The 26,706-nt window shown below is 68.2% G+C and carries 24 protein-coding genes; 7 read left to right on the top strand and 17 right to left on the bottom strand.

The annotated features are described in order from the left end of the window. Positions 1-4: 4 nt before the first annotated feature. The 8 genes from WS64_RS29950 to panE all read right to left on the bottom strand — a co-directional run bounded on the left by WS64_RS29950 (position 5) and on the right by panE (position 9,272). Positions 5-763, bottom strand: a complete 759-nt coding sequence (locus WS64_RS29950; RefSeq protein ID WP_060968699.1) for an SDR family oxidoreductase — start codon at positions 761-763, stop codon at positions 5-7. Further along, on the bottom strand, positions 760-2,307 hold the full coding sequence (locus WS64_RS29945) for an FGGY-family carbohydrate kinase (protein WP_060968947.1): 1,548 nt from the start codon (positions 2,305-2,307) through the stop codon (positions 760-762). Before WS64_RS29945 ends, WS64_RS29950 begins: the two co-directional genes overlap by 4 nt. A gap of 29 nt (positions 2,308-2,336) precedes the next feature. Further along, positions 2,337-3,425 carry an alcohol dehydrogenase catalytic domain-containing protein gene (locus tag WS64_RS29940; protein WP_059639746.1) on the bottom strand — a complete coding sequence of 363 codons (1,089 nt, stop codon included), beginning with the start codon at positions 3,423-3,425 and terminating at the stop codon, positions 2,337-2,339. A gap of 46 nt (positions 3,426-3,471) precedes the next feature. Beyond that, a complete protein-coding gene (locus WS64_RS29935) occupies positions 3,472-4,479 on the bottom strand; it encodes an ABC transporter permease (RefSeq protein WP_060968698.1) in 1,008 nt (335 codons plus the stop codon). After that, a complete protein-coding gene (locus tag WS64_RS29930) occupies positions 4,466-5,986 on the bottom strand; it encodes a sugar ABC transporter ATP-binding protein (protein ID WP_060968946.1) in 1,521 nt (506 codons plus the stop codon). The genes WS64_RS29935 and WS64_RS29930 overlap by 14 nt, the downstream gene beginning before the upstream one ends. A 62-nt stretch (positions 5,987-6,048) precedes the next feature. Beyond that, positions 6,049-6,993: a substrate-binding domain-containing protein gene (locus tag WS64_RS29925; protein WP_060968697.1), complete on the bottom strand. Its 945-nt coding sequence runs from the start codon at positions 6,991-6,993 to the stop codon at positions 6,049-6,051. A gap of 120 nt (positions 6,994-7,113) precedes the next feature. After that, positions 7,114-8,073 carry an AraC family transcriptional regulator gene (locus WS64_RS29920; protein WP_060968696.1) on the bottom strand — a complete coding sequence of 320 codons (960 nt, stop codon included), beginning with the start codon at positions 8,071-8,073 and terminating at the stop codon, positions 7,114-7,116. 251 nt (positions 8,074-8,324) lie between these two features. After that, positions 8,325-9,272: a 2-dehydropantoate 2-reductase gene (gene panE, locus WS64_RS29915; RefSeq protein WP_060968695.1), complete on the bottom strand. Its 948-nt coding sequence runs from the start codon at positions 9,270-9,272 to the stop codon at positions 8,325-8,327. 248 nt (positions 9,273-9,520) lie between these two features. On the opposite strand from panE, the gene WS64_RS29910 reads away from it, so the two are divergent. Continuing rightward, positions 9,521-11,074 (top strand): methyl-accepting chemotaxis protein, encoded by a 1,554-nt coding sequence (locus WS64_RS29910; RefSeq protein ID WP_060968694.1) that lies wholly within the window; start codon positions 9,521-9,523, stop codon positions 11,072-11,074. Between the two features lie 18 nt (positions 11,075-11,092). On the opposite strand, the gene WS64_RS29905 is transcribed toward WS64_RS29910, so the two are convergent. After that, positions 11,093-11,770, bottom strand: a complete 678-nt coding sequence (locus WS64_RS29905; protein WP_060968945.1) for a LuxR C-terminal-related transcriptional regulator — start codon at positions 11,768-11,770, stop codon at positions 11,093-11,095. A gap of 377 nt (positions 11,771-12,147) precedes the next feature. Between WS64_RS29905 and WS64_RS29895 the strand changes: the two genes are divergently transcribed. Further along, positions 12,148-12,639: a hypothetical protein gene (locus WS64_RS29895; protein WP_059584743.1), complete on the top strand. Its 492-nt coding sequence runs from the start codon at positions 12,148-12,150 to the stop codon at positions 12,637-12,639. Positions 12,640-12,666: 27 nt separating this feature from the next. Here the strand turns inward: WS64_RS29895 and WS64_RS29890 are convergent, their stop codons facing one another. The 4 genes from WS64_RS29890 to WS64_RS29875 form a co-directional block, all read right to left on the bottom strand. Further along, positions 12,667-13,173 (bottom strand): hypothetical protein, encoded by a 507-nt coding sequence (locus WS64_RS29890; RefSeq protein WP_059639752.1) that lies wholly within the window; start codon positions 13,171-13,173, stop codon positions 12,667-12,669. Between the two features lie 126 nt (positions 13,174-13,299). Continuing rightward, positions 13,300-14,667, bottom strand: a complete 1,368-nt coding sequence (locus tag WS64_RS29885) for a sigma-54 dependent transcriptional regulator (protein WP_373453017.1) — start codon at positions 14,665-14,667, stop codon at positions 13,300-13,302. A 164-nt stretch (positions 14,668-14,831) separates the two neighbouring features. Further along, positions 14,832-15,416, bottom strand: coding sequence for a hypothetical protein (locus tag WS64_RS29880; RefSeq protein WP_060968692.1), 585 nt, complete (start codon positions 15,414-15,416; stop codon positions 14,832-14,834). Between the two features lie 155 nt (positions 15,417-15,571). Further along, a complete protein-coding gene (locus WS64_RS29875) occupies positions 15,572-16,945 on the bottom strand; it encodes a chemotaxis protein CheA (protein WP_244166688.1) in 1,374 nt (457 codons plus the stop codon). Between WS64_RS29875 and WS64_RS35440 the strand changes: the two genes are divergently transcribed. Further along, entirely contained in the window at positions 16,935-17,246 is a 312-nt protein-coding gene (locus WS64_RS35440) for a hypothetical protein (RefSeq protein WP_244166687.1), read from the top strand. The two genes, WS64_RS29875 and WS64_RS35440, sit on opposite strands and share 11 nt — an antisense overlap. Here the strand turns inward: WS64_RS35440 and WS64_RS29870 are convergent. From WS64_RS29870 to WS64_RS29855, 4 genes are all read right to left on the bottom strand, one after another. Next, positions 17,230-17,511, bottom strand: a complete 282-nt coding sequence (locus WS64_RS29870; RefSeq protein WP_060968690.1) for a hypothetical protein — start codon at positions 17,509-17,511, stop codon at positions 17,230-17,232. The genes WS64_RS35440 and WS64_RS29870 overlap by 17 nt on opposite strands. Before the next feature lie 72 nt (positions 17,512-17,583). Continuing rightward, on the bottom strand, positions 17,584-18,174 hold the full coding sequence (locus WS64_RS29865) for a hypothetical protein (protein WP_060968689.1): 591 nt from the start codon (positions 18,172-18,174) through the stop codon (positions 17,584-17,586). A 111-nt stretch (positions 18,175-18,285) separates the two neighbouring features. After that, positions 18,286-18,609, bottom strand: coding sequence for a hypothetical protein (locus tag WS64_RS29860; protein ID WP_059639998.1), 324 nt, complete (start codon positions 18,607-18,609; stop codon positions 18,286-18,288). A 1,876-nt stretch (positions 18,610-20,485) separates the two neighbouring features. Beyond that, on the bottom strand, positions 20,486-21,409 hold the full coding sequence (locus WS64_RS29855) for an AraC family transcriptional regulator (protein ID WP_059584731.1): 924 nt from the start codon (positions 21,407-21,409) through the stop codon (positions 20,486-20,488). A 180-nt stretch (positions 21,410-21,589) separates the two neighbouring features. Here WS64_RS29855 and WS64_RS29850 point away from each other — a divergent pair, with 180 nt between their 5' ends. The 4 genes from WS64_RS29850 to sctQ all read left to right on the top strand — a co-directional run bounded on the left by WS64_RS29850 (position 21,590) and on the right by sctQ (position 26,703). Next, the gene (locus tag WS64_RS29850) at positions 21,590-22,051 is read left to right on the top strand and encodes a (2Fe-2S)-binding protein (RefSeq protein ID WP_006480868.1); all 462 of its coding nucleotides are present in this window, start codon (positions 21,590-21,592) and stop codon (positions 22,049-22,051) included. Positions 22,052-22,053: 2 nt separating this feature from the next. Continuing rightward, a complete protein-coding gene (locus tag WS64_RS29845) occupies positions 22,054-24,264 on the top strand; it encodes a xanthine dehydrogenase family protein molybdopterin-binding subunit (RefSeq protein WP_060968688.1) in 2,211 nt (736 codons plus the stop codon). 447 nt (positions 24,265-24,711) lie between these two features. Further along, complete coding sequence (locus tag WS64_RS29840; RefSeq protein ID WP_059639757.1) at positions 24,712-25,110, top strand: winged helix-turn-helix domain-containing protein; 399 nt, start codon at positions 24,712-24,714, stop codon at positions 25,108-25,110. 435 nt (positions 25,111-25,545) lie between these two features. Further along, complete coding sequence (gene sctQ / locus WS64_RS29835; protein WP_060968687.1) at positions 25,546-26,703, top strand: type III secretion system cytoplasmic ring protein SctQ; 1,158 nt, start codon at positions 25,546-25,548, stop codon at positions 26,701-26,703. Positions 26,704-26,706 lie beyond the last annotated feature (3 nt).

Below are 26,706 nucleotides of genomic sequence, written 5' to 3'. Positions count from 1 at the left end.
AGGCCTAGCGCGCCGTATACCCGCCGTCGATCGGCAACGACACACCGCTGATCATCGACGCCGCATCGCTCAGCAAAAACAGGATCGGCTCGACGACTTCGTCCGGCTGCGCGAACCGGCCGAGCGGAATCGCGGCGAGCATCGGTTCGCGCTTGTCCGGTTCGCTCCACGCGACCTGCGCCATCGGCGTGAGCGTGACGGTGGGATTCACGCTGTTCACACGAATGCCGTGCGGGCCGAGCTCGATGCACAGCACGCGCGTGATCGCGTCCATCGCCGCCTTCGACGCGCAATAGCTCAGATGCGCGGGCAGCCCGACGAGCGACGCCTGGCTCGACACGTTGACGATGCTGCCCCGCGCGTGCGCGTCACCGCGTCCGTCGCGCTCGATCATCCTTCGCGCCACGGCCCGCGCGACGAGCGCCGCACCGCGCGCATTGACGGCCATCACGCGATCGAAATGCGCGGCTTCGACGTCGAGCGCAGGCTCGAGCGACGCGATCCCTGCGCAATTGACGAGGCCGTCGAACGCATCGTACGCGGCGAGTGCGGCATCGATCGCGTGTTCGTCGCCGCCGACATCCATACGCAACGTATCGCACGCAATCTCCGCGGCGAGCGTGTCGAGCGCGGCCATGTCGCGCGCCGCCGCGACGACGCGCGCGCCTGCATGCGCCAGCGCGACCGCGCACGCACGGCCGATTCCGCTCGAGGCGCCCGTGACGAGCACCGTCGACCCACTGAAATCGAATCGTGTGTTCATGATGATGTCCCGAGCGTGTGCATGATCGGCTTGAGTGCCGGATACAGCGCCGTGTAGAGCGAAAAACGCGCGTCGTACGTTTTCGCGCGGTCGGCGTCGGGCCGTGCGCGCTCGACGAGCGTGACCCAGCCGCCCTGTGCGTCGTCGCGTGACACGAGCCCTGCGCCGACGCCCGCGAGCAGCGCGGCGCCCATTGCGGCTTCGACGTCCTGCTCGATCGTCCACACCGGAAAACCCGTCACGTCGGCGATGATCTGCATCCACAGCGCCGAATGCGCGGCGCCGCCGACCACGATCAATCGATCGTCCAGCGCCGCCGCGCCACGGCGGCCGACCTCGATGTTGTGGCGCAACGCGAACGCGACGCCTTCGAGTACCGCACGATAAAGATGCGCACGCGTATGCGCGAGACTCAGCCCGACGAACGCGCCGCTCGCCTTGGCATCCCACACCGGGCTGCGCTCGCCCATCAGGTACGGCAGGAACAGCACGCCGTCGGCGCCGGCCGGCACGCGCTCGGCCGCCTCCTCGAGCAACATGTGCGGATCGCCGTGCGGCAGCAGGCGCGCCGCATCGATTTCCGCGTGACAGAACTGGTCGCGAAACCATGCGATCGACGCGCCGGCCGTGATCGCGCCGCCGAACACGTACAGGTCGCGCTGCCCGTCGAACACGTGCGGCATGCTGACGAGGCCGTGGCGCGCATCGACGTGCCGGTTCACGTAGCCCCAGCACATGCTCGTGCCGATCATCGCGACGTGCTGTCCGGTGCGCGTAGCACCGGCCGCGAAGGTCGCCACCGACGCATCGACGCCGCCTGCCACGACGGGCGTGCCGGCCGGCAGGCCGAGCTGCGCGGTCCATTGCGACAGCAGGCCGCCGACGACGTCCGTCGAATCGACCAGCCGCTCGGGCATCATCGTCGCCGGAATGCCGAGCATGTCGAGCGCGTCGTCCGACCACTCGCGGCGCGCGACGTCGTACACGCCGCCGATATTGCCGGCCGAACTGTGGTCGACCGCGACTTCGCCGGTCAGCAGATAGATCACGTACGCGTTCGGCGGCAGGAAATAGCGCACGTTCGCCCACACGTCCGGCCGCTGGTCGCGCAGCCACAGCATCTTGGTGAACCCGTAGTAGCTGTCGACGCCGTTGCCGGTAATCACGCGCAGCCGCTCGACGTTCACGTGTTCGTTGACCCAGTCGACTTGCGCGGTCGCGCGCCGGTCCATCCAGATCAGGCACGGATGCAGCGGCCGCATATCGATGTCGACCGGGATGCCCGAGCCGCCGTACAGGCTGCTCACGCATACCGCGCGAATCGCATCGGCCGGCACGCCCTGCGCGCGCGCGTCGCTCACGCAGCCCGCGATGCAGTCGAGCACCGCGTCGAACCATACCTTCGGCCACTGCTCGGCCCACAACGGGCGCGGCGTATCGGGCTGGTAGCCGGCCGAGCGCCGCGCGACGATCGTGCCGTGCCGGTCGACGAGCAGCGCCTTGGTGCTCTGCGTGCCGATGTCGACGCCTATGACGTATTCCATGATGTCTCCGGTGAGGCGCACGCCGGCCGTCAGCGGGCCGGCTTCAGCAGCACCTTGATCGATTCGGGCGATTTCGCGACGCGGATCGCGTCGTCCCATTCCTCGAGCGCGAAACCGTGCGTGACGATGCCCTTCGACGTGACGAGCCCGCGCGCGAGCAGGTCGATCGCGACCGGATAGCAGTATGGCCCGAGGTGCGCGCCGCGTACGTCGAGCTCCTTGCGGTCGCCGATGATCGACCAGTCGACGGTCGCGTCCTCGCCGAACACGCTGAATTCGACGAAGCGGCCGAGCTTGCGGATCAGGTCGAGCCCCTGGTTCACGCCGACCGGCGCACCGGTCGTCTCGATGTACACGTCGCAGCCATAGCCGTCGGTGAGCGCACGGACGATCTCGCGCGCGTCGTCGCGCTTCGGGTTGATCGTCACGTCGGCGCCGTACTGCCGCGCGAGTTCGAGCCGTTCGTCGATCAGGTCGATCACGACGAGTTTCTTCGGGGTCTTCAGGTGCGCGACCTGCGTCATCATCAGCCCGAGCGGGCCCGCGCCCGCGATCACGACGACGTCGTCGAGCTGGACGTCGCCGCGGTTCACCGTGTGGATCGCGCACGACAGCGGCTCGATGATCGCGGCATCCTCGAGCGATATGCCGAGCGGGATCTTGTGGACGATCGCGGTCGGCGGAATGCGCATGTACTCGGCCATGCCGCCGTCGGCGACCTCGCGCTGGAAGCCGAAAATGTTGTGCACCTCGCACATCCAGTACTGGCCCGATCTGCAATAGCGGCACTTGCCGCACGGCACGATCTGCTCGGCGATCACGCGCTCGCCCAGCGCGACGCCGAAATGCTCGGCCGCGCCGTCGCCGAGCGCTTCGACATAGCCGAAGAATTCGTGGCCGGGAATCACCGGCGCCTTCACCCACGGGCTCGGGCCGCCCCAGAACATCTTGGCGCCGGTGTAGCACTTGCAGTCGCTCGCGCAGATGCCGCACGCGGCGATGCGGATCACGAGCTCGTTCGTGCCGGGGCGCGGCATCGCGACCTGTTCGACGCGATAGTCCTCGGGGCCGTGGCAGACGACCGCGGTCATGCGCGGTTGGGCTTCGGGTGTCGTCATGAGTTGTCTCTTTTCTGAATGATTCGGATAACCGATATTTCCGTCGTTACCGCGATCGCTCGCGGCTGATGTAGATCGCGAGCAGGATGATTCCGCCCTTGATCACGTTCTGCACATACGGGTTCACGCCGATCATGTTGAGCCCGTTGTTGAGCACGCCGAGCAACAGTGCGCCCACCAGCGTGCCGAGAATCGCGCCGCGCCCGCCGGAGATCGACGTGCCGCCCATCACGACGGCCGCGATCGCGTCGAGCTCGAAGCCCACGCCCGCGTTCGGCTGCCCGCTCATCAGGCGCCCGGTCAGCACGATCGCGGCAAGCGCGGACGTGAGCCCGGCCAGCGTGTAGACGATCAGCTTCACGCGCGCGACGCGCACGCCGGTGAGCCGCGTCGCCTGCTCGTTGCCGCCGATCGCATACACGTAGCGGCCGAACGGCATCCGGTCGAGCAGCAGCCACGCGATCGCATAGACCACCAGCATGATCAGCACCGGCGCCTGGATGCCGAGCACCTTGCCGCTGCCGAAGAACGCGACCCAGTCGGGCAGCCCGTCGATCGGATAGCCGCCCGTGTAGATCAGCGCGAGGCCGCGCGCGATGCCCATCGTCGCGAGCGTGACGATGATCGGCGGCATCCCCGCGAACGCGACGAACACCCCGTTCAGGACACCGAAGCCGAGGCCGACCGCGATGCCGATCGCCAGCGCGGCGACCGCGTTGACGCCCGCGACCATCAGCCCTGCCGCGAGCGTGCCCGACAGCGCCATCACCGAGCCGACGGACAGGTCGATCCCGCCCGTCAGGATCACGCAGGTCATGCCGACCGCGATGATCGCGTTGATCGACACCTGGCGCAGCACGTTCTCGAGGTTCGCGGCGGACAGGAAGCTCGGGCTCGCGATCATCATCGCGATGCAGACCACGACGAGGCCGACGAGCGGATAGAACAGCGTCGAGCGGCGCAGTTGCGCCCACATCGCGCGGGGCGGCGGCGCGTCGCCGGCCGTGGCCGCGAGCGTCGTGGATGGCGTGGAAGAAGAATCAGGCAGGTTCATGGGTCGCTCCTCGCGTGCCGGCCGTGGCATAGGTCATGACCGTGTCGGGATCGATCTCGTCGCCGGAGAGCGTCGCCTCGATGCGGCCTTGCCGGAACACGGCGACGCGATCGCACATGCCGACGATTTCCGGCAATTCGGACGAGATCATGATGATGGCGTAGCCGCGCGCGGTAAGTTCGCGCATCAGCCCGTAGATTTCGGCTTTCGCGCCGACGTCGATGCCGCGCGTCGGCTCGTCGAAGATCAGCACCGACGTGTGATGGTTCAGCCAGCGCGCGATCACGACCTTCTGCTGGTTGCCGCCGGACAGCGTCGCGACCTCGGTGTGGATCGACGGCGCCTTTACACCGACGCGCCGCATCACGTCATGCGTGGTGCGCGCCTCGCTTCGCCGGTCGATCAGCCAGCGCATCGACCGGTACTTGCCGAGGTTGTTCAGCGAGATGTTGTCGCGAATCGAGAACGACGTGACGAGCCCTTCCGTCTTGCGGCTTTCCGGCAGGATGCCGATGCCCGCGCGCAGCGCGTCGGCCGGATCGGCGAGCTTCGCCGCCGCGCCGCGCACGCGCAGCGCCTTGCGATGCGCGCGCGTCGCGCCGATCACCGCGAGCGCGGTCTCGGTACGCCCCGAGCCGACCAGCCCCGCGAAACCGAGGATCTCGCCTTCATGCAGCGCAAAGCGGTTCACCGGGCCGTCGCGTTCGATCTGCAGCGCATCGACCTCGAGCACGGCCGGCGCGTCGGCCGGCCGCGCCGGCTTCGGCGGAAAGCTGCTTTCGATCCGGCGGCCGACCATCATGCGCACCAGTTGCTCGACGTCGGTGCGCGCGACCTCGGTCGTCGCAACGTACTGGCCGTCGCGCAGCACCGTGATGCGGTCGCACACCGCGAAGATCTCGTCGAGATGATGCGAGATGAAGATCATCGCGACGCCCTGCCGCTTCAGCTCGCGCATGATCGCGAACAGGTGCTCGGCCTCGGCCGGCGTGAGCGTGGCGGTCGGCTCGTCCAGGATCAGGATGCGTGCGTCGAGCGACAGCGCCTTGCCGATCTCGACGAATTGCTGTTGCGCGACCGACAGCGCGCGGATCGGCGCATCGAGATCGATCGCCACGCCCAGGCGCGCGAAGATGGCGGCCGCCGCGGCGCGCATCCGCTTGCGGTCGCGCGCGCCCCAGCGGTTGCGCAGCTCGCGGCCGAGGAACAGGTTGTCGACGGCATCGAGGTGCGGAATCAGGCTGAATTCCTGGAACACGATGCCGACGCCGGCCGCGACCGCGTCGTGATAGTCGGCGAAATGGCGTGCGCTGCCGTCGATCTCGATCGTGCCCGCATCCGGCTGGTGGATGCCGCACAGGATCTTCATCAGCGTCGACTTGCCCGCGCCGTTCTCGCCGAGCAGTGCATGAATCTCGCCGCGCGCGATCTCCAGATGAATGTCGGACAGCGCCTTCACGCCGGGAAAGCTTTTCGTGATGTGGCTGAGCCTGAGTATCGTATCCATCGGCTTCTCCGTGCGAAGGGCGTCGGCCGCGCCGCCGCCCTTCGCGTCGCGTCGCACGTCGTTCACCAGCTGAAACCTTTCGCGTTGCCGCGATCGACGACCTTCACGTCGACCGGAATCGCCTTGGGCACCGTCGCGCCCCACTTGCGCGCGATCGCGATGCCGAGTGCGATGCGCACCTGGTCGGCCGGGAACTGCGCGGTCGTCTCGATGAACTTCGAGTTCGGCTTCTGGATCGCGGCGATCGCCTCGGGCGCGCCGTCGACGCTCGTCAGCTTGATGTCCTTGCCGGAACCCTCGATCGCGGCGAGCGCGCCCATCGAGCCGCCGTCGTTCACGCTGAAGATGCCCTTCAGGTTCGGGTGCGCGGAGATCATGTTCTCGGTCACCGACAGCGCGGCGGCGCGCTCCTGCTTGCCGTTCTGCGTATCGACGAGCTTCACGTTCGGGAATTTCGCGAGCCCGGCCTTGCAGCCGCGCACGCGTTCGAGAATCGGCACGACCGGAATACCGTCGAGGATCGCGACCTCGCCGCTGCCGCCGATCGCCTTCGCGAGGTATTCGCACGACATCACTCCCGCGTCGTAATTCTTCGAGCCGACGAACGAATCGACCGGCCCGTTCGCGTTCGCATCGACGGCCACGACCACCGCGCCGGCCTTCTTCGCCTGCGTGATCGCCGACTGGATGCCGGTCGAATCGGTCGGGTTCACGAGCAGGATGTCGATCTTCTTCTGCAGCATGTCCTCGACGTCGCTCACCTGCTTGCTGACGTCGTGATGCGCGTCGGTGACGACGACCTGCGCGCCGATCGACGCGGCCGCGTCGTTCAGCGCCTTTTGCATCGTCACGAAATACGGGTTGTTCAGTTCCTGGAACGTCATGCCGATCCGCAGCGGCGCGGCGTGCGCGGCGGCGGCGGGCAACAGGGCCGCGACGGCGAGCGCGGCAACGGCCGCCAGGCGGGCGGCGCGGCGGGAAGAAGAAGCGGGCGATGCGTTCGTCATGACGGTGTCTCCAGATTGTGTGCGGCTTTTTCGTGGGTGAATGCGCCCCTCGCGGCGCAAGCGACGCGATTCGGCTGGGTAAAACGGTTGGGAAAACTCGGGCGGGCAACGGCCCGGCGATCATCCGGGCTGCGGCACGAGTTCGGGCGCGCCGGGCGTCAGCACGCGCGGCGGCAGCGGGTTACCGGTGGGCGCCGCATGCAGCGCCAGCTCGCGGCTGCGTGCGTTCAGGCGCTGCAGCGCGCGGAATTCGGACGGCGCCATCCCCTTCACCGCGCGGAACTGGCGGTTGAAGTTCGACACGTTGTTGAAGCCGGCCTGAAAGCAGATGTCGGTGATGCTCGCGTCGTCGGCGAGCAGCATCTGGCACGCGGATTCGATCCGCAGACGATTCACGTACTGGACGAACGGCATGCCCGTATGGCGATGGAACGCGCGCGAGAACGCGCTGACGCTCTGCCCGGTCAGTTGCGCGAGATCGGATTCGCGCAGCTCGGACGCGAGGTTCTTGCCGATATACGACAGCGCGTGGCTGAGCCGCGTCGGCGTGACGTCGGCCTGATCGTAGGCGGGGCTCGCGAGCAGCGTGCGTTCGGCCGCGCCGCACAGCCGTTCGAGAATCGTCATGAACAGCGCGATGCGGCGCATCCCGCGCGCGGTCAGCAGCTCGTCGAACAACGGCGCGATCGCGGCGCTCGTCGCGGCGTCGAAGCCGACCCCGCGCCGTGCATCGTCGAGCAGCGTCTGCGCGTCGCGGCATTCGGGGAATGCGTCCATGCAGCGCCGCACGAACGACGGATCGAACTGGATCACGAGATTGCGGCGCTCGACGGTTTCGCCTGCGGCCATGTCGCTGACCCAGTTGTGCGGCAGGTTCGGCCCGAGCAGCACGAGATGGCCGGGGCCGAACGAGCCGATGTGATCGCCGACGAAATACTTGCCGTGCGTCGCGACGATCAGGTGCAGCTCGAATTCGGGATGGAAATGCCAGCGGATCGTGCGATACGGATAGCCGTGCGACCAGACCTTGAACGACTCGTCGCGTCGCACGTCGACCACTTCGAGATCGGGGTGCATCATGTTGGCGTCTCCATTCCCTTGGTTCGCTGGCCGGCCTGTTCGGCTGTGCGCGCGTGCGCCGCGTGTCTCGCGCGGCGCCGCGACCGGTCGCATGGGAAGCAATGTAGGTCGATCGCGCGCGCGGCTCCACCAACTTTACGCCTGATTTTCGATACTTTTTTGCCGCCTGCGGGCGGAAATGGCGCCAGAAGGCAAATTTGTTGCAGCGCGCAACGGTGCGGCGGCCGTCCGCGCCGGTCGCACGCGCCGGCTTACGCCGCCGCGTGCTCGCGCGCCGTGCGCGCCTCGTACGCCTTCAGGTGGTTGTACGCGATCCGCAGCAGCGACAGCGTATCGGCCGCCTGCGGGTCGCGCCGCGCGAGCAGGTCGCCGATCACGTGATCGGCCTCGACGCGCGCATGGTTCTCGACGTCGCGCAGCATCGACGCGGTCAGCGGCGACGGCGTCAGCACCATCCGCTGCATCCGCTCGCTGGCCGCGGGGTCGGGCCGATGGCCGTTGTATTCGGCGATCGCGCTGCATTCGGCGAGCATCGTCTCGAGCAGGCGGCGGCCGTCCGGCGCGGCGAGAATGTCGCCGATCGACCCGCGAAACAGCGACGTGCTCGCGGCGAGCGTTGCCAGAAACACCCACTTGTCCCACATCCGCGCGGCGATGTCGTCGCTGAGCGTCGCGTCGAAGCCCGCGCCGCCGAGCACGTCGGCCACCGCGCGCACGCGCGGCGATTCGCCGCCGGCCAGCTCGCCGAACGACACGCCGTGCGTGTCGTTCAGATGCACGATGCGCTGCTCGCGATCGAGCGTCGCCGCGATCACGCACAGGCCGCCGAGCACCTGCGCGGCGCCGAAGCGCTCGCGCAGCACGTCGAGATGGCGCATCCCGTTGAGCATCGGCAGGATCAGCGTCCGCGGCCCGACGAACGGTGCGAACGACGCAATCGCGTCGTCGAGGCTGTACGCCTTGCAGCTCAGCAGCACGAGATCGAACGGCGCGACGCCGGCGCCCGCGTCGCCCGCGCGCACGGTCTGCACGTTCGCGAGCGTCAGGTCGCCGCGCGGGCTGCGGATCAGCAGCCCGTCGCGCGCGAGCGCGGCGGCGCGGCCCTCGCGCACCAGGAACGTCACGTCGCGCCCCGCCGCGGCCAGCCGGCCGCCGAAGTATCCGCCGACCGCGCCGGCCCCTACCACCAGAATCCGCATCGTTGCCTCCTTTCGGTTTCGTTCGGTGTCCGCGCGCTGCCAGTGCGTGCGCGACGCAGACCGTCTGCCCGACAGTATAGCGGCCGCTGTTATGCATATGCATAGATGCCCGCGCCCGCGTCGCGGACATCGGGAAATGACCGCTTCTAAGGGATTTCCCGTCTACGGCGACACGCATGGCGCGCCGTCAAGAGACTTATCCCGTCACGCCGTTCCGGCAAGCTTTCTCGACTGACCAACCTCACACCATGCGCAATCTTTCCCTGAATCAAAAACTCGCGTCGATGATCGTCATCCTGTGGCTCGGCCTGCTCGTGATCGCCGGGCTCGGCGCATGGCAGACCCGCGCGTCGATGATCGCGGACCGCCGCGACCAGCTTGCATCGCTGGTCGCGCAGGCCGCGAGCGTGACCGATCACTACTACAAGCTGTCGCAGCAGAACGCGCTGCCGGAAGCCGATGCGAAGCAGAAGGCGCTCGAGGCGATCGCCGCGATGCGCCACGGCGCCGACGGCTATATCTCGGTCAACGATTCGAAGCCGGTGATCGTGATGCATCCGATCAAGGCCGAGCTCAACGGCAAGGACGTGTCGAATTTCACCGATCCGAACGGCCAGCACCTGTTCGTCGAGATCGTGAAGGCCGGCAACGCGGACGGCGGCAAGGGCTTCGTCGAATATCTGTGGCCGAAGCCGGGCGCGGACAAGCCGCAGGAGAAGACCAGCGCCGTGCAGCGCTTCGCGCCGTGGGACTGGTATCTGGTGACCGGCATGTATATGGACGACGTGCGCTCGGCCGTGCTCGCAAGCGTCGGCCGCTGGTTCGCGATGACGGCCGTGCTCGGCGCGATCGCGACCGCCGTGATGGTGCTGGTGCTGAAAAGCGTGCGCGCGAACCTCGGCGGCGAGCTCGAAGTGGCGCTCGACGCCGCGCAACGCATCGCGCAGGGCGACCTGACCGCGCGCGTGGCCGTGAAGCAGGACGATCGCGGCAGCCTGCTGCATGCGCTGCACACGATGCAGGGCGGGCTGATCGACATGGTGTCGCGGGTCCGCGCCGGCACCGAGAACATCAACGTCGGCGCGAGCGAGATCGCCTCCGGCAATACGGACCTGTCGCAGCGCACCGAGGAACAGGCGGCCGCGCTCGTGCAGACCGCGTCGAGCATGGATCAGATGACCGCGAACGTGAAGCAGAACGCGGACAGCGCCGCGCAGGCCGCGTCGCTTGCCGGCCAGGCCGCGCAGGTCGCGACGCGCGGCAGCGCGGTGGTCGACGACGTCGTGCGCACGATGAACGAGATCACCGACCGCTCGCACAAGATCGGCGACATCATCGGCGTGATCGACGGGATCGCGTTCCAGACGAACATCCTCGCGCTGAACGCGGCCGTCGAAGCGGCGCGGGCGGGCGAGCAGGGCCGCGGCTTCGCGGTGGTCGCGGCCGAAGTGCGCTCGCTCGCGCAACGCTCGGCGACGGCGGCCAAGGAAATCAAGTCGCTGATCGTGTCGTCGAACGAGACGGTGCAGCACGGCGCGACGCTCGTCACGCACGCGGGCGAGACGATGGCCGAGATCGTGCAATCGGTGCGGCGCGTGAACGAGATCCTCGACGAAATCAGCCACGCATCGCGCGAGCAGAGCGCCGGGATCGAGCAGGTCAACCGCGCGGTGGGCGAGATGGATCAGGTCACGCAGCAGAACGCAGCGCTCGTCGAGCAGGCCGCGGCGGCCGCGCATTCGCTGCGCGATCAGGCCGAGGCGCTGCGCGACGCAGTGACGCGGTTCGCGTTGCCGGCCTGACGGCGCCCTGCCCCGCACTCACACCGCGCTGCCCGCCCGCCGCGCGGCCTCGGCGCTGCCGAGCCCCAGCCCCGCCGCCCGCTGGATCAGCTCGACGTCGTTGTTCGCGCCGAGCTTCTTCATCGCGCTGATCTTCTGCGCGCTGACCGTCTGCTTGCCCTTGCTCAGGCGCTGCGCGATCGTCTTGATCGGTACGCCCGCCAGATATAGGCGAATCACCTCGATCTCGCGCGCCGACAGCTTCACGGGCGCGTCGCCGCGCGCGCCGAGCGCATCGACCGCGCGCCGCACGGACGGCGACAGGTAGGCCCCGCCGCTGTAGCTCGAATGGATCGCCGTGACGATGTGGCCGACCTCGTCGAGCTTGCTGACGATGCTCACGCCGCCGTTCGCGAGGATCGACCGGAAGATCAGCGGGTTCTCGTTCGCGACCAGCGCGACGATGCCGACGTTCGGCCGCGTGCGGCGCAGCCAGTCGAACAGCGCGAGGCCGTCCATCTGCTCGTCGCCGCGAATCGCATAGTCGACCAGCACGATGTCGCAATCGACGCCGCCGAGCGACGCGACCAGTTCGGCCGCGCTCCGGTAGACCGCGACAAGCTCGATCGCGCAGCTGCTGTCTGCGATCTGCTCGATACCGGCCAGCGTCAGCGGCCAGTCGTATGCGACGACGATGCGAACGTTGAATTTCCTCATGCGCAGTTCCTGGTGGTTCACCGGCCCCGCCACGCGAAGCGCGCGCGACCGGTTGGGCGTTGAAATGACGTTCAGGCTATTTTTAGCCCGAATGCCGATTCTATGAATGTCCGCCGGGGCGCGATATCGGACAGCGTACGAATTGGCCGCCGAAAACGTAATACAGGTTTGATATTTGCGGCGTTCGACGCGCGACGACCGGCAGATGGGCCGCCGCGGGATCGGCCGGATGGCCGGCCGCACGCACCGCGCGGCCGGCCAGCGGGTAAAATTGCGCGTTTGCATGCCACCCCGGCCCGCCGGCGGCGAGCGACGCGCCGTCACCGGCCGCGCGCGCCCGCGCCTTCGCCGGCTTGCCCGTACTGCCCGCTTTCCTCATGACCGATTCCGACCTGCAATCCGACGACACCTCCATCCACGAAGACGGCCTCTGGCGCGACAACGGCTGGACGGCCCGCATCATCAAGAACGAAGACGACGACGGCTGGGCCGTCGAAATGGTCAAGGACGGCGAGTCCGAGCCCGCGCTCGTCGGGCCGTGGACCATGGGCCGCGACAAGAAGAACCCGAAACCGATGGACGCGAACGCGTTCCGCACGCTCGTGAAGACCGCGACCGAAGTGCTGATGCGCCACGAACAGCAGCGGCGCGCGATGCTGCACAAGGAAGTGACGGTGCAGGACGAAGCCGGGCAGGATGTGTCGGTGACGCTCGACATCGTGCCGGACGAGTTCGAACCGTATGCGCAGCTCAAGGCATGCGATCCGTATGGCGAACTGCTGGCCGAAGCGAAGGTGTCGGCCGGGTTCAAGCTCAACAAGGCCAGCGCCGAACGCTGGGTCGCATCGGGTTTCGACCGGCCGGCCTGAGCGCGCGCGGCGCGCCGAAGCGCGCGGTCAGGCGCCGGCGCCCCGCTGCGCGCGTGCGAGCCGGCGGGCGGCCAGCTTGCGCCGCACCAGTTCCTCGAATTGCGGCGTCGCGGCCTCCGGGTCGCGCGCGGCCAGGCCGAGCACGTTGCGTGCGAGCTGGATCGGCGTCAGCACGATGCCCCACGGCAGCCCCCACCAGCCGAGCGCGGCCGACGCGAGCAGCGCGAGCGCCTGCTTCCTGCGGCCGCAGCGGCGGCAGCACACGTGGCGCCGCGTCGCCCAGCGCGTCACGAACACGAGCGACACGACGCGATGCGACGCGTGAATATCGACCGGCTGCCCTTCGCGCAGGCAGATCGGGCATGGCCCGTAGCGCCAGTCGTCCACATACTGCCGAACCTTCGCGTCGGGCACCCGTTCGGCCTCGACGACGACCGGATGCGCCTGCGCGCATGCCGGGCCGCAATAGCGGCGGCCGTCGATCGACTGCCCGCCGACCAGGAACGTCCTGCCGCACTGACTGCACTCTGCCACGATGACCTCGGATAAGCGTGATGCGCCGCGTGCCGGTTGCGCGCCCGTCGATGCGCGTTCCGGCCGGGCCGTTTCATGTTTTAACGGCTGCCGCCGCGCGGTCTTGAGCGGCGCCGCCGCGGCGCGTCAGCCATGCAGCCCGTGCGCGGTCATCAGACGGTACAGCGTCGCCCGCGAGATCCCCAGCTCCGACGCGGCGTTCGCATGCTGCTGGCGGTGACGCAGCAGCGTTTCCTCGATCGCGTGCCGCTCGGCCTGCCGGCGCGCCTGCGCGAGCGTCGGCGGGCGCAGCGACGTGTACGCGTGCAGTTCGAGATCGGCGGCGGAGATCAGCGGGCCGTTCGTCATCACGACCGCGAAGCGGATCCGGTTGATCAGCTCGCGCACGTTGCCCGGCCACGGATAGTTGTGGATCGCCTCGATCGCGCACGGCGTGAAGCCGCGAATCCGGTACGAGCCGTCGCCGCGATAGCGCCGCAGCACGTCGTCGGCCAGCAGCATGATGTCGCGGCCGCGCATGCGTAGCGGCGGCTCGTCGATCCGCAGCACGCACAGGCGGTAGTACAGGTCGGCGCGGAACCGCCCGGCCCGCATCGCGGCTTCGAGATCGACGTGGGTCGCCGACACGATCCGCACGTCGACCGGGATCGACGCATGCCCGCCGAGCCGCTCGATCTTCCCTTCCTGCAGGAACCGCAGCAGGCTCGCCTGGCTCTCGAACGGCATGTCGCCGATTTCGTCGAGAAACAGCGTGCCGCCGTGCGCGGCCTCGATGCGGCCGATCTTGCGCTGGTGCGCGCCCGTGAACGCGCCGCGCTCATGCCCGAACAGTTCGGCCTGCAGCAGCGACGTCGGGATGGCCGCGCAGTTCACGGCGACGAACGGTGCGTCGGCGCGCGACGACTGCCGGTGGATCGCCGCGGCCGTCAGCTCCTTGCCGGTGCCGGATTCGCCGGCGATGAACACGGTTGCGTCGGTGTTCGCGACCTTGCGGATCGTCGCGAACAGCCGGCGCATCGCGCCGCACGCGCCGATCATCTCGCCGCCGGGCGGCGGCGCCTCCGCGGCCGGGTCGCCGTCCGCGAGCTTCAGCATCCCGTATGCATGGCCGACGAGATAGCCGATCGTCGTGTAGGCCGCCGGGTTGCGCACGTAGTCGAAGCAGCAGCGGCGGATCAGGCGCGCGATCGCGAGGTTGCGCAACCGCTCGCCGCCGGCGAACGCGAGCCAGCCGACACGCGGGTCGCGCAGCAGCGCCTCGAACGACGCGACGTCCGGCGACGCGAAACTGTCGAAATCGACGATGCCCGCATGCGGACGGTTCGCCCTGACGAGATTCAGCGCATCGGCCACGGTTTTGGCGCGCCGCACGTCCCAGCCGCGCGACGCGAGCATATCGACGAGCGCGGCATCGTGTCGCTGCGACAGGTAGACGAGCGGGCGCGACGGCGCGACGGGGTCGTGCCGGACCGCGATGAACGGCAGCGCGCTCATCTGCCGTTCGACCTCTCGCGGGCCTGACATGCTCGGTTGACAACAATGGTTCACGATCGCCTCGCCGCATAAGGGTGGGTATCGGAGCGGCCGTTGCCCGATCGCGCCGGCGGGGCCCGCGGCCCTGCGGCGCGGCGCCGCTCCGTCCTCGAATCGACGCCGTGTCATCGGCAGAACACGACGCGCTGCGTGTAGACCTGCGGCTCGACGACGGGCTTCGCCGATCCGTTGAGATCGTCGCGATAGGCGCGGTAGGTCTTGCCGTTTACCGTCACGTCCGACGCGCGGGCCGTCTCGATCCGGTCGAACCCGGTGTGCCGCCATGCGTTCACCCGGTCCGCCGCCGTGACGGCCGGCTCGCCCGCGATCTTCTGCGTGAGCGCGCTGCCGTCGCTCCACGGTTGCGTCCGCATGTCCTCGGCGTGCTGCATCGCGCCGACCGTCTTGCCGGTCGGCCTCGGCCCGCTCTGTGCGTCGAACGGCGCGCCTCGGCCGTACACCGGCGATTGCCACGATGGCGCGTGGCCCGCTTCCGGCATCATGTAGATCATCTGCGGATCGCCGATCATCATCATCGGCGCGCATGCCGCATTGTCGGGACGGCCGAGGGTCGACAGCGCCTGCTGCACGCTCGCGGCGTTCGCAAGCGTCTGCTCGCTCAGGATGACGAAGACTGCGGGATTCTGGAAAACCGACTGCGCAGCGGCTTGCACGCTGGCCAGCAGCAAAGCGACCAAAAAGATCCTCATGATTGAGGCCTCCTTGCATCCTCGTCACGCAAAAAGAGGTGTTGACCTCGGGGATCGGAACAACACCCGTCAAACAGGAAACGACCATCGGGCATCGGGCCGAACGCCTGCCGTGCGGCCGGCGCGCCGGTCGCACGGCAAACCGGTCCGCATGCTTACGACGAGGTACTCGTCGAGACGACGGTCGGCGCCGGCGCGACCGGCGCAGCGGGTGCGGCCTGCTGGTCGACCGTGGCCGGCGACAACGCTTGCGCCGGATCGGTCAACGCCGATGCGGCGGCGGCTACTGCGGGTTCGACCGCGTCCGGCACTTTCGCGACGGGGGCCGGCATGTCGGCCGGTGCCGCGGCGACGGCCGGCGGCGCGGCCTCCGGGGCAGGCGGTTCGGCCGATGCCTGCGGCGCCGGTTCGACAGCCTTCGCATCGGCTGCCTTCGCATCGGCTGCCGGCGCCGCGCCGACGGCTGCCGCCGGCATCGGTTCGGCCACCATCTCGCCCGCAGCCCGCGCCGTGTCGGTCGCGGCCGGCATCGGCGCCGGCGCGTTGTCGGCGACGGGCTGAGCAGGCTCGGGAGCCTTGTCCGCGACGGCCGGAGCAGGCCCGGGCGTCTTGTCGGCAACCGCCGGCGCGGGTTCGGAGGCTTTGTCGGCGACCGGCTGCGCGGGCTCCGGCGCCTTCGTATCGGCAACCGGTGCGGCCGGCGCTGGCGTGGCCTTGTCGGCCGCGACCGGTGCGGCAATGACCGCTGCAGCCGGCACGGCGGCCATTGCGGCGGCCGGTACGACCGACGCAGCGGGCGCGGCGACGGCCGCAGGCGCGGCTGCCGCCACGGGTGCCGCGGCCGAGGGGACTGCCGCGGCAACGGCCGGAGCGGCTGCGGCAACGGCCGGCGTCGCGACGGCAGGCGCGGCGGCGACGGGCGCCATCGTCGGGACAGGAACCGGCACCGGCACCGAAACAGGCGCGGCGCGCATCGACGCCGTCTCGATCGAGCGCGTCGCCGCGGGCGCCGGCGCGGCCGAGCCGAGCGGCGGCAGGCCCATCCGGTCGCGCACGATCGGATCGCGATACTTGATGTCGTCCGCGACGGTCGCTTCGACGCTGGGCGCCACGTTCGAACGCGCGAGCGGCGCGGTCGTGCCCGGACACAGGTGCCCGGTCGCCTCCACCGCGCGCCGGTTCGCGTCGCTCTGGCACAGCAGCGCGAGCGCCACGTCGGTCAACCCCATCGCACGGAATTCGCGCGCATCGAGACGCCGCACGCAGGCCTGGTCGACCAGCGTCGTGCCGCCCGTCGCGCCGAACCCCGGGAACGACACGCCGACGCTCACCGAGCCCATGCAGGTATCGGACAGCGTGGTCGTGAGGCCGGGAGCCTGGATCGACGGGTTCGTCTTGATCGTCTGCGTGCCCGAGTAATTGACGTTTTCCGTCGCCTGCGTGTTGTACGGGCTGGAGCCCGGCGCGCCGGTCGCGAGTGCGTTCGTGCTCTGCGGCGCCACGTTGCCGCCGGCCGTAGTGGACGGCATCGTCACGTTCACGTTCACGCTCGAATTGCCGCTGCCGCGTACCCCGCTGCTGCTCGTGGCATTGCCGCCGCGCGAACTCGCGGTGTTCGTGTTCATGCTCGAACCACCGCCCTGGCTGATCGCGGTCGACGACGTCGTCGACTGCGCGCTCGACGTCGAATCGGCGGTTTGCGCCTGGGCGCCGATCGTGGTCATCGCGAACATCGCCGCACATGCCACCTTGATCCTGTTGCTGTTCATTTCACTCTCCGGACGAGGTTGGACCTCCGACCCAGGCAACCGTACTAATTCCCCTGAATGACTTCAGATTTCGCTGCTTCCCCGAACTGCTTCCAGCCGCTGCCCAGCTGGGACCACGAGCCGGCCGACATGCCCTGCCATTGCCGGGTGTCAGGTCCGCCGATCGCGCTGCCCGACGAAAGCGTTTGTTGTTCTGACGGTTTGGTTGTCTGGTCACGGTTGCTTGAAGTCTGCATAGTCGATTGCCCACCATCGGCGGCACGGTCGGCGCCATACGCCGTCAGCGACGCGAGCATCAGCGCGGCGGCAATCAGGTTCTGCTTCATGCCAACTCCTTACGTGACAACACGGTGGAAAAGAGACCAGCGTCGCTGGGAAACTGGCCCCCCCACACCTGACTAATGACTGCTCCCGGTCGCGCTCGAGTCGGCCTGGCTTCCGCCCGATGCGGACGGCGAACCGGCCGGGCCGGTACTCCACGCGGTCGACGCGTTGGTGTGATTCGAGCCCGCGATCGCGCCCGACCCGCCCATGCCCGTCCACCCCGCGGCGCCGGCGTTGGCCATGCCGTGGTCGTTCGCGCCCGTGGCCGTGTAGTGGTTCGCGCCAAGTACGATCGTGGCGGTCACCCCGCCCGAAAGCGCATTCGCGTTCTCGTTCGTGCTGCCGTTTCCGGCGAACGAGCCTGCGGCACCGATACCGCCGCCTGCCGCGAACGCGCCCCCGTTCGTGCCCCAACCGCTGGCCGTCGAAGTCGAGTTGTGATACGCGGACGCCGCGCCGGCGGAGCCAGCGGGCGTCACGGTACTGCCTGCATTCGCGCCGGCCGTCGAAGTCGAATTGCTGGTATAGCTGCCGGAGCCGACCAGCACCGAACCGGAAACACCCGCCGCAACGGATTGCGTCTGGTTGGTCGTGGACGATCCGGCCGCCAATGCAGCGGACGAAATGACGGTGAGCGCGGTCGCTAAAATGACTTTGGCTTTCATAGCAATCCCTTGCCGTGAGGAAGTTCGACGGTGGCGGAGCCGAGCCTGCCCGCACGCGGCAAGGCCCGGCCTCCGCACCGCCAGCCAATGACGAACGCTACGCGTCGCGGCTTAGTGGTGATACGTCCAGCCGGTCGAGCCCGCGTTCGCACCGCTGCTGCCGCCTGCTTGTGCGCCGCCGAAGCCGAAGCCGCCGACCGTCGACGTTTGCGTGTGGTTCGTGTACGAGATCGAGCCGCTGCCGCCGTAGCCCGCCGTTGCACCGGCTGCACCGAGTGCGGAGCCGGAATCGGTCGCGGTGAAGTGGCCGAACCCGGTGACCCCTGCCATCGTCTGGCCACCGCTCGTCGAAGTGGTGCTCGACACCGTGCCGCTGCCGGCAAACGCTGCACCCGAAACCAACAGAACTGCTGCTGCAATCAGAAGCTTCTTCATGGTCGACTCCATAACGGCGTGGAGAGAATGAGCATGGAAGATCGCACGCCATCGATCCTCCTGCCTCGAGCAATCCCTGAAAAATAAGGATTGCTATCAAATTGGGAAATCATTATCGAATTGCAAACCTTCGCATTTATTTTTGGCCAGCCGAAGTCTAGTTTTATGTTTTCAATTTTTCCAAAATTTATGCGTAGGTGTTTTCTATTATTTTTATGAGCATTGATACGCTCTTGAAACGCCCATGATTACATCAACCGGAACGACGCGCACATCCTTCCGGCTCGCGATTTTCAATACCCCATCCAAAAGCGACGCCCAAACCGGCACCCGCTTTCCGAATTGAAAATTCGAGAATGTATTTAATACCGCAAAATGCAGCACCCGTTCCGCATATGCCCTTTAGCCGGGCGATAACGGGCCTGCATTGCAGCCAGACGACATGTCTGCTCCCTGAGCTGACGAAGAAAGACCTTCCGGATAATCCGGCCGACGCGCGTTCGATCTAGTCCGGCCGGCGCCGGCACTGGCCCGGCGCGATCGAAACGGCGCTGCACGGTTGAAGTGGAATCGGCGCGCTGTCCGGCACGAACAGCGTGGCCCATCCGGGAACGCTCGATGAAGTCGAGCACCGCTGTCGCCGGGTTGCGGCGCGCAACGGCAACCGCTCCAGCACGCGGCGCGCGCGGAGGGCGCGAAATCGGCAAGGCGCGACCGACGACGCTGGCACTGCGTCGCAAGCGCTACCCCGATCATTCCGACTACCCCTATGGTGCGCAAGAAACGCGCGGATCAAGCCACTGCTTATAGTGTTCATCGCCGCTTCCCCGACTGGCTTATGACGAACTGGCCGCCCCCACATCGTTGTTGCATCGTGTCGACCGCTCGCCGGTGCGTCCTGTGTCGCAAACCGCATGCCATGCGATATTCCACCGAGCATTACGCACCGAAAACAGCCGCCAGGCCTGATCATTTCGCCGGGAACGGCATTTTTTGTTTCACGAATGTATCGCGATAACGGGACGCTCGCGGCAGTGATCCTTGAACAATGCGACGCAATGCGCTGATTTGACGGACGAATTCGGCGCGCCAAGGCACGCCGGACACCCCTGCGAACGGTTGTTTCATAGTTGAGAAGCATTTCGCGACAGCGCCGGTGGTTCACGCGCTTGCGCCGGCAAACCGCGTGTTGCAGCATGCCGGCAAACCTTCCATGACGCAGGACAACGCGGATTCAGTCGCTCGATGCCCGACGCCGAATGGCCGCCGATACGGCCGGAACGCCGATTCACTCTGAATTGGGAAACGGATTTGATTCATCCGTGAGAATAGCCACACGATCATGCAGCGAGAATGCTGCCGTCCGGCGCGTTGCGGCCGTAAAAATTTAAAAGGAAAAACATGCGATCCTGGCAAAAACGGGCGCATCATTTTTTCATTTCCATTCGATTCGCCTTTCATCCATGGCGCACCGACGGGTCATTCATTGAAGCGACATATTCGATCCACCATCCGCTTGATTCTCATCACTGAAACGTGCCGATTCAAAACGGTGCTCACGTCGCCAATCTCGCAACAGCCTGGTTTATCGCGCATCTCGTCCTATCGGACCGCATCGATCCTGCGACCGACACGGACGCGTCACTGCCCCCACCATGTACGCGCGAAACACGAACGTACATACCGAACGGTCAATGCGCGGCAGCGGCCGCACGCCAATCGGCGTGTCGGTGAAAAGCCGATGAAGATCGCCACCGATCGATGCTTGCGTCGTTCAGGCATCGACGGGGTCGTCAGTGAAACCGGAGCGCAGCGCCGGCATTCCGCCAGGCAACGGTCGTCGCGAATTGACGAGCGGCAACGGGCCGGCCGCCCGTCAGCCGAGCAGCTCCTTCTTCCGCAGATGCACGACGTCGCGCATCGGCGGCGCGCCGAACAGCCGGCTATATTCGCGGCTGAACTGCGACGCGCTTTCGTAGCCGACGACGGCCGCCACCGACCCGACGTCGCCGCCCTGCCGCAGCAGCAGCCGCCGCGCCTCGTGCAGCCGCAGCTGCTTCTGGTACTGCAGCGGGCTCAGCGTCGTCACGTGCTTGAAATGATGGTGCAGCGACGACACGCTCATGTTGACCGCCTGAGCGAGCGACTCGACGCGCATCGGCTCCGCGAAGTGATCGCGGATCCATTCGATCGCACGCGCGATCCGGTGCGTCTGGCTGCCGGCGATCGCCATGTGCCGCAGCCGCGTGCCCTGCCCGCTCGTCATCAGCCGGTACAGCACTTCCTTCTCGATCAGCGGCGCGACGACCGCGATGTCGGCCGGCGTATCGAGCAGCCGCAGCAGTCTCAACGCCGCATCGAGCAGCGGCGGCGTCAGCTCGGCGAGCGCGATTCCCTCGCCTTCCGGGCCGGCTTCGGGCTCCGGCAGCCGCATCTCGGCCGCGAGCTCGACGATGCGCTGCGGATCGAGCGTCAGCGACAGGCACAGGTACGGCGCCTCCGGCGTTGCACGCGTCACGCGCGACAGGATCGGCAAGTCGATCGACGTAATCAGGCAATTCTGGGTGTCGTATTCGTATGCCTGGCCGGCCACGATCACGCGCTTCGCGCCCTGCGCGGCGATCACCAGCGCGGCGCGCGACACGCCGCAGCCGAGGTCGACCGGCCGCGTGTGCCGATGCAGCATCAGGCCCGGTACGGCCGTCGAATGCGAGCCGTCGGCCGGCGCGAAGCGGCCGATCAGCGACGCCAGTTCGCGCCGGCCGGATTCGCGCGACGCGACGATATCGGTCATGTCCATGACGCATCCTCGAATGATTTCCCGTGTCGCGCGAGCATAGCGAAACGGCTCGCGGCGTGGCGGGGATTTGCAGGATTGTTCAATAAATTTGCAGGATTGGGTAGACGCAAAAAGCGGCTGCTCGCGCACACTCCCGGCTAACCTGCCCGTAAGGCGGGTTTTCCCCATGGAGACATAAAAATGCCTACCTCGTTTGTCCTGAACGGCAAGAACGTCACGCTCGACGCCGATCCGTCGATGCCCGTCCTCTGGGCGATTCGCGAACACGCGGGACTGACCGGCACGAAATTCGGCTGCGGCATGGCGCAGTGCGGCGCATGCACGGTGCATCTCGAAGGCCAGGCCGTCCGCTCGTGCGTGCTGCCGCTCGCCGGCATCGCGGGCAAGCACGTCACGACGATCGAAGGCCTGCAAAGCAAGCCCGCGCAGGCCGTGCAGGCCGCGTGGGTCAAGCTCCAGGTGCCGCAGTGCGGCTATTGCCAGTCCGGCCAGATCATGTCGGCCACCGCCTTGCTCGAACAGAACCCGAAGCCGACCGACGCGGACATCGATGCCGCGATGAACGGCAACCTCTGCCGCTGTGCGACCTACGCCCGCATCCGGGCCGCGATCCACGATGCGGCCGCGACGCTGGGAGCCTGACCATGACGATCGAACTCGACAATACCGGTTCGGTGCGCCCGTCGCGCCGCACGTTCCTGAAAGCCGCGGGGGCAACCGCCGCCGTCAGCCTGACGATCGGCTTCGACTGGGCCGGCCTCGGCCGCCGCGCGCTCGCCGCCACCGCCCCCGCCGGCGAATTCGCGCCGAATGCGTTCCTGCGCATCACGCCCGACGGCGCCGTCACGGTCATCGCGAAGCACGTCGAAATGGGCCAGGGCGCGTATACAGGCATCGCGACGATCGTCGCCGAGGAGCTCGACGCCGACTGGTCGAGCGTGCGCGTCGAAAGCGCGCCGGCCGATGCGAAGCGCTATGCGAACCTCGCGTTCGGCACGATGCAGGGCACGGGCGGCAGCTCGGCCATGGCGAACTCGTGGCAGCAACTGCGCGAAGCGGGCGGCAAGGCGCGCGCGATGCTCGTGTCGGCCGCGGCGGCCCGCTGGAAGGTGCCGGCCGGCGAGCTGACCACCGCCAACGGCGTCGTCACGCACGCGAAGAGCGGCAAGACGGCCACGTACGGCGCGCTCGTCGCCGATGCGTCGAAGCTGCCCGTGCCCGACAAGGTCACGCTGAAGCAGCCGGCCGATTTCAAGCTGATCGGCCATCGCATTCCGCGCGTCGACGGGTCGGCCAAATCGAACGGCACCGCGCAATTCACGCTCGACACGACGTTCCCCGGCATGCGCGTCGCGCTGCTGCAGCGGCCGCCGCGCTTCGGCGCGACGGTGAAATCGTTCGACGCGACAGCCGCGAAGGCCGTGCCGGGCGTCGTCTCGGTCGTGCAGGTGCCGGGCGGCGTCGCGGTCGTCGCGACGGGCTTCTGGGCCGCGAAACAAGGCCGCGACGCGCTGAAGGTCGACTGGGACGAAACGAAGGCGGAAAAGCGCGGCTCGGACGAGATCATGCGCGAATACCGGCAACTCGCGGAGAGGCCGGGCGCGTCCGCGCGCAAGGACGGCGATGCCGATGCGGCGATCGCGGGCGCGGCGCGCAAGATCAGCGCGACGTACGAATTCCCGTATCTCGCGCATGCGCCGATGGAGCCGCTCGATGCGGTCGTCAAGCTGACGGCGAACAGTTGCGAGATCTGGGCCGGCGACCAGTTCCAGACGGTCGACCAGGGCAACGCGGCCAAGGTCGCCGGACTGAAGCCCGAGCAGGTGAAAATCCACACGCTGTATGCGGGCGGCAGCTTCGGCCGGCGCGCGAACGCGTGGTCGGATTACGTGGTCGAGGCCGTGTCGATCGCGAAGGCGCTCGGCGCGGACGGCAAGCCCGTCAAGCTGCAATGGACGCGCGAGGACGACATCCAGGGCGGCTTCTACCGGCCGATGTACTTCCACAAGCTCGACGCGGGCCTGACCGCGGACGGCCGGCTGGTGGGCTGGCGTCACCGGATCGTCGGCCAGTCGATCCTCGCCGGCACGCCGTTCGAGGCGTTCATGGTCAAGAACGGGATCGATGCGACGTCGGTCGAGGGCGCGGCGAACCTGCCGTACGCGGTGCCGAACGTGTCGGTCGAACTCACCACCGCGAAGACGGGCGTACCCGTGCTGTGGTGGCGCGTGGTCGGCAGCTCGCACACGGCCTACGCGGTCGAGGCGTTCATCGACGAAGCCGCGCACGCGGCCGGCAAGGACCCGTACGCGTTCCGCCGGGACCTGCTCGCGAAGGAGCCGCGCATGCGCGCGGTGCTGGAGCTGGCCGCGCAGAAGGCCGGCTGGGATCCGGCCAAGCCGCTGCCGAAGGGGCGCGGGCGCGGGATTGCGGTGGCCGAGGCGTTCAAGAGCTATGTCGCGCAAGTGGCCGAGGTGTCGGTCGACGCGGACGGCAAGGTGAAGGTCGAGCGCGTGGTGTGCGCGGTCGACTGCGGGATCGCGATCAATCCCGACATCGTCGCCGCGCAGATGGAAGGCGGCATCGGGTTCGGGCTCGGCGCGGCGATGCACAGCGCGATCACGCTGAAGGACGGGCAGGTCGAGCAGCGCAACTTCGACGGCTACCACGTGCTGCGGATGGCCGAGATGCCGAAGGTCGAGGTGCATATCGTGCCGTCGGCGGAGGCGCCGACCGGGGTCGGCGAGCCGGGCGTCGCGCCGGTCGGGCCGGCCGTCGCGAACGCGATCTTCGCGGCGACGGGCAAGCGGCATTACGTGCTGCCGTTCGATTCGGCGGATGGCGCGAAGGCTTGATCCCGATGCGATAGCGCGCCGGCCGCGGGCGGGGCATGCCCCGTGGCCGGCGCCGCTGTCGATGTAGGGTTCGATGTCGGCGGGAAGTTCATACAACCCATTGATTTAAAAACAAAATAAGGCAAACCCGGTAGAGTTCGATGTAGGGTTCGTTATCTGGCTGAACCATCATCCAGCCCGCCCCCGTAAACCATCCCCTCTCCCACGTTACGTCAGACGTAACGCCCGTAACGTCGGCGCGCCGATGCTACGTAACAATCCTTCACCGTCGATCCGGCCCTTTCATCGTCTGCCCGACGCTTCCCGTTAAAAATTCTTTTGAATTCAAGGCTGCCAGGCCCTCTGCGCCGCTACGCGCGGCCGCCACCCCGTGACGATCCCGCCCCTGGCCCGGAAGTTGCAGCACAGGACCCGCAAACACTCCTTTACGGACATGCGAGGGCCACCATGGATTGCAAATACCTGTACATCGACAACATAAAAATCAACTTCGTCCGCCGCACGATCGAAATCGACGACAAGGTCGTCGACGTGACGCCGCGCGAATTCGACGTCGTCGAATTCCTGCTCGACAACATGAACAAGATCGTGCCGCGGCAGGCAATCCAGGAAGCCGTGTGGGGCCGCGAGCTCGGCGTGTCGTCGCGCACGCTCGACACCCATATCTCGCGGATCCGTTCGAAACTGCAGCTCGAACACGACAAGAACCTGCGGATCATCCCGATCTACGCGGTCGGTTATCGCCTCGTGCTGTTCGGTGCGGCGATGACGCACGTCGAGCGCCACGACGCGGCGCCGATCGTACGCGCGGCGCCGCAACCCGCGATGGCCGCCGACTACGCATAACGTTTCAGCCGCGCGCCGCCCGTTCGCGGCGCGCCGGCCACGCCTCCCCACCGCGCCGCGCGGATTCGCAGCCCTTCGCGGCCTGCACGCCGCCCGGCCCGCCAGCCAGTCGCGCCCCGACCGCCGCCTCCGGGCGGCGGTTGCCTTTGAGCGGTTGCCTTTGAGCGGTTGCCTTTGAGCGGTTGCCTTTGAGCGCCCGCCCTCGCCTCCGCCCCTTCATCGCCCTTCATCGCCCTCCACCGCCTTCCACCGCACTTCGTCACGCTTCGTAGCGTCCCGCTCCCGCCGTCTCCGCGCGATGGACGCGACTACGGATTCCGGCGCGGCACGCGGCCATCGCCGTCCCTACAATCGACGCAGCAGCCGCGCGCCCCTCGGCGCCGCCGGCCCCAGAACAACCCGTCGAACCAACGCCGAATCCGCCCCGATCCCGCCGTGCCTGCGCTGTTCCTGACGAATGCCGACGCCGGCGACGCCGCGAACCGGGCCATGCCCGCCGCTTCCGAACCGCCCGCGGCCGCCGCGCCGGCCGCGGTCGCGCTCGACGCGTCGCCCTACCTGCCGCGCCTGTCCGCCGCCGCCGCGCGCGGGCTGTCGCACGCGTACTGCGCGACCGGCGCCGTTCCGGTCACGCTCGGCGAGCACGCATACGAGGTGCGCTGGCGCGTCGACGCCGAGCCGGCCGCCGACGCGCACGCGTACCGCTTCGTCGTCGGCCCGGCCGCCGGCACGCTGTGGATCGACCCGGTCGCGGAAACCGAATGGCTCGGCGACGCGGCCGACCCGGCCGTACCGGCCGTGATCCGCGCGGCGCTGCTCGCCGACCTCGCCGCGCCGCTCACGGCCGTACTGCAGGCGGCGACGCGGCAGCGCGTGGAGCTGCTGCCGCCGCCCGACGGCGCACCGGCCTGGCACGCGTCGCCGGCCGCGCTGCGCTTCGAGCTGCGGCGCGCCGACGCCGCGTGGCGCTGCCACGGCGCGCTGCTGTTCGATGCGCCGGATGCGCTGGCCGTGTTCTTCGCGGCCGCGCCCGCCGCGCGCACGTCGGCAAGCGCGGCCTACGCGAACCTGCCCGTGCCGCTCGTGTTCGAGATCGGCCGCACCGAGCTGACGACGGCCGAGCTGGCCGACGTCGTCGGCGGCGACATCATCGCGATCGAGCGCTGGCAGGCGCACGAGCAGAACCTGCTGTGCGTCGCGCGGCTGCCGGCCGCGCCGGCGTGGGAAATCACCGGACGGCCGTCGGGCAACCGGCTGACCGTCGAACGAATCAGGGAGATGCCTTTGGAACCGACCCGCACCGACTCCGCGCCGCCGACGACGCACGACGCGCCGTCCGCCGACGCGCCGCGCTCGCTCGACGGCCTCGCGGTCGACCTGCGCTTCGAGCTGCCGCCCACGTCGATGCCGCTCGGCGAGCTGAGCGCGCTGCAGCCGGGCGCCGTGATCGAGCTGCAGCAAGGCATCAACCAGAGCGTGATCCATCTCGTCGCGAACGGGATGCTGATCGGCACCGGCCATCTGATCGCGGTCGGCCAGAAGCTCGGCGTGCGCGTGGTCACGCTGACGCAGCCCGCGCCGCGCGAGCGCTGAACG

This window comes from Burkholderia anthina (genome assembly GCF_001547525.1).
GTDB classification, from domain to species: domain Bacteria; phylum Pseudomonadota; class Gammaproteobacteria; order Burkholderiales; family Burkholderiaceae; genus Burkholderia; species Burkholderia semiarida.
This window is presented reverse-complemented; position numbering and strand designations above follow the sequence as displayed.

Bases quoted from the DNA above. Each gene is read 5' to 3' on its own strand.
- WS64_RS29920 (WP_060968696.1), bottom strand. From the start codon at position 8,073: ATGATGCACCCCGATCTCGAAGTGGTCGACGTGCGACGCGACGAGTCG.
- WS64_RS29910 (WP_060968694.1), top strand. From the start codon at position 9,521: ATGCGCAATCTTTCCCTGAATCAAAAACTCGCGTCGATGATCGTCATC.
- WS64_RS29895 (WP_059584743.1), top strand. From the start codon at position 12,148: ATGACCGATTCCGACCTGCAATCCGACGACACCTCCATCCACGAAGAC.
- panE (WP_060968695.1), bottom strand. From the start codon at position 9,272: ATGCGGATTCTGGTGGTAGGGGCCGGCGCGGTCGGCGGATACTTCGGC.
- WS64_RS29875 (WP_244166688.1), bottom strand. From the start codon at position 16,945: ATGCCGTCCACTACGGCCGGCGGCAACGTGGCGCCGCAGAGCACGAAC.
- WS64_RS29940 (WP_059639746.1), bottom strand. From the start codon at position 3,425: ATGACGACACCCGAAGCCCAACCGCGCATGACCGCGGTCGTCTGCCAC.
- WS64_RS29865 (WP_060968689.1), bottom strand. From the start codon at position 18,174: ATGAAAGCCAAAGTCATTTTAGCGACCGCGCTCACCGTCATTTCGTCC.
- WS64_RS29930 (WP_060968946.1), bottom strand. From the start codon at position 5,986: ATGGATACGATACTCAGGCTCAGCCACATCACGAAAAGCTTTCCCGGC.
- WS64_RS29845 (WP_060968688.1), top strand. From the start codon at position 22,054: ATGACGATCGAACTCGACAATACCGGTTCGGTGCGCCCGTCGCGCCGC.
- WS64_RS29850 (WP_006480868.1), top strand. From the start codon at position 21,590: ATGCCTACCTCGTTTGTCCTGAACGGCAAGAACGTCACGCTCGACGCC.
- WS64_RS29950 (WP_060968699.1), bottom strand. From the start codon at position 763: ATGAACACACGATTCGATTTCAGTGGGTCGACGGTGCTCGTCACGGGC.
- WS64_RS29935 (WP_060968698.1), bottom strand. From the start codon at position 4,479: ATGAACCTGCCTGATTCTTCTTCCACGCCATCCACGACGCTCGCGGCC.
- WS64_RS29855 (WP_059584731.1), bottom strand. From the start codon at position 21,409: ATGGACATGACCGATATCGTCGCGTCGCGCGAATCCGGCCGGCGCGAA.
- WS64_RS29870 (WP_060968690.1), bottom strand. From the start codon at position 17,511: ATGAAGCAGAACCTGATTGCCGCCGCGCTGATGCTCGCGTCGCTGACG.
- WS64_RS29880 (WP_060968692.1), bottom strand. From the start codon at position 15,416: ATGAGGATCTTTTTGGTCGCTTTGCTGCTGGCCAGCGTGCAAGCCGCT.
- WS64_RS29885 (WP_373453017.1), bottom strand. From the start codon at position 14,667: ATGAGCGCGCTGCCGTTCATCGCGGTCCGGCACGACCCCGTCGCGCCG.
- WS64_RS29860 (WP_059639998.1), bottom strand. From the start codon at position 18,609: ATGAAGAAGCTTCTGATTGCAGCAGCAGTTCTGTTGGTTTCGGGTGCA.
- WS64_RS29905 (WP_060968945.1), bottom strand. From the start codon at position 11,770: ATGAGGAAATTCAACGTTCGCATCGTCGTCGCATACGACTGGCCGCTG.
- WS64_RS29840 (WP_059639757.1), top strand. From the start codon at position 24,712: ATGGATTGCAAATACCTGTACATCGACAACATAAAAATCAACTTCGTC.
- WS64_RS29925 (WP_060968697.1), bottom strand. From the start codon at position 6,993: ATGACGAACGCATCGCCCGCTTCTTCTTCCCGCCGCGCCGCCCGCCTG.
- WS64_RS29945 (WP_060968947.1), bottom strand. From the start codon at position 2,307: ATGGAATACGTCATAGGCGTCGACATCGGCACGCAGAGCACCAAGGCG.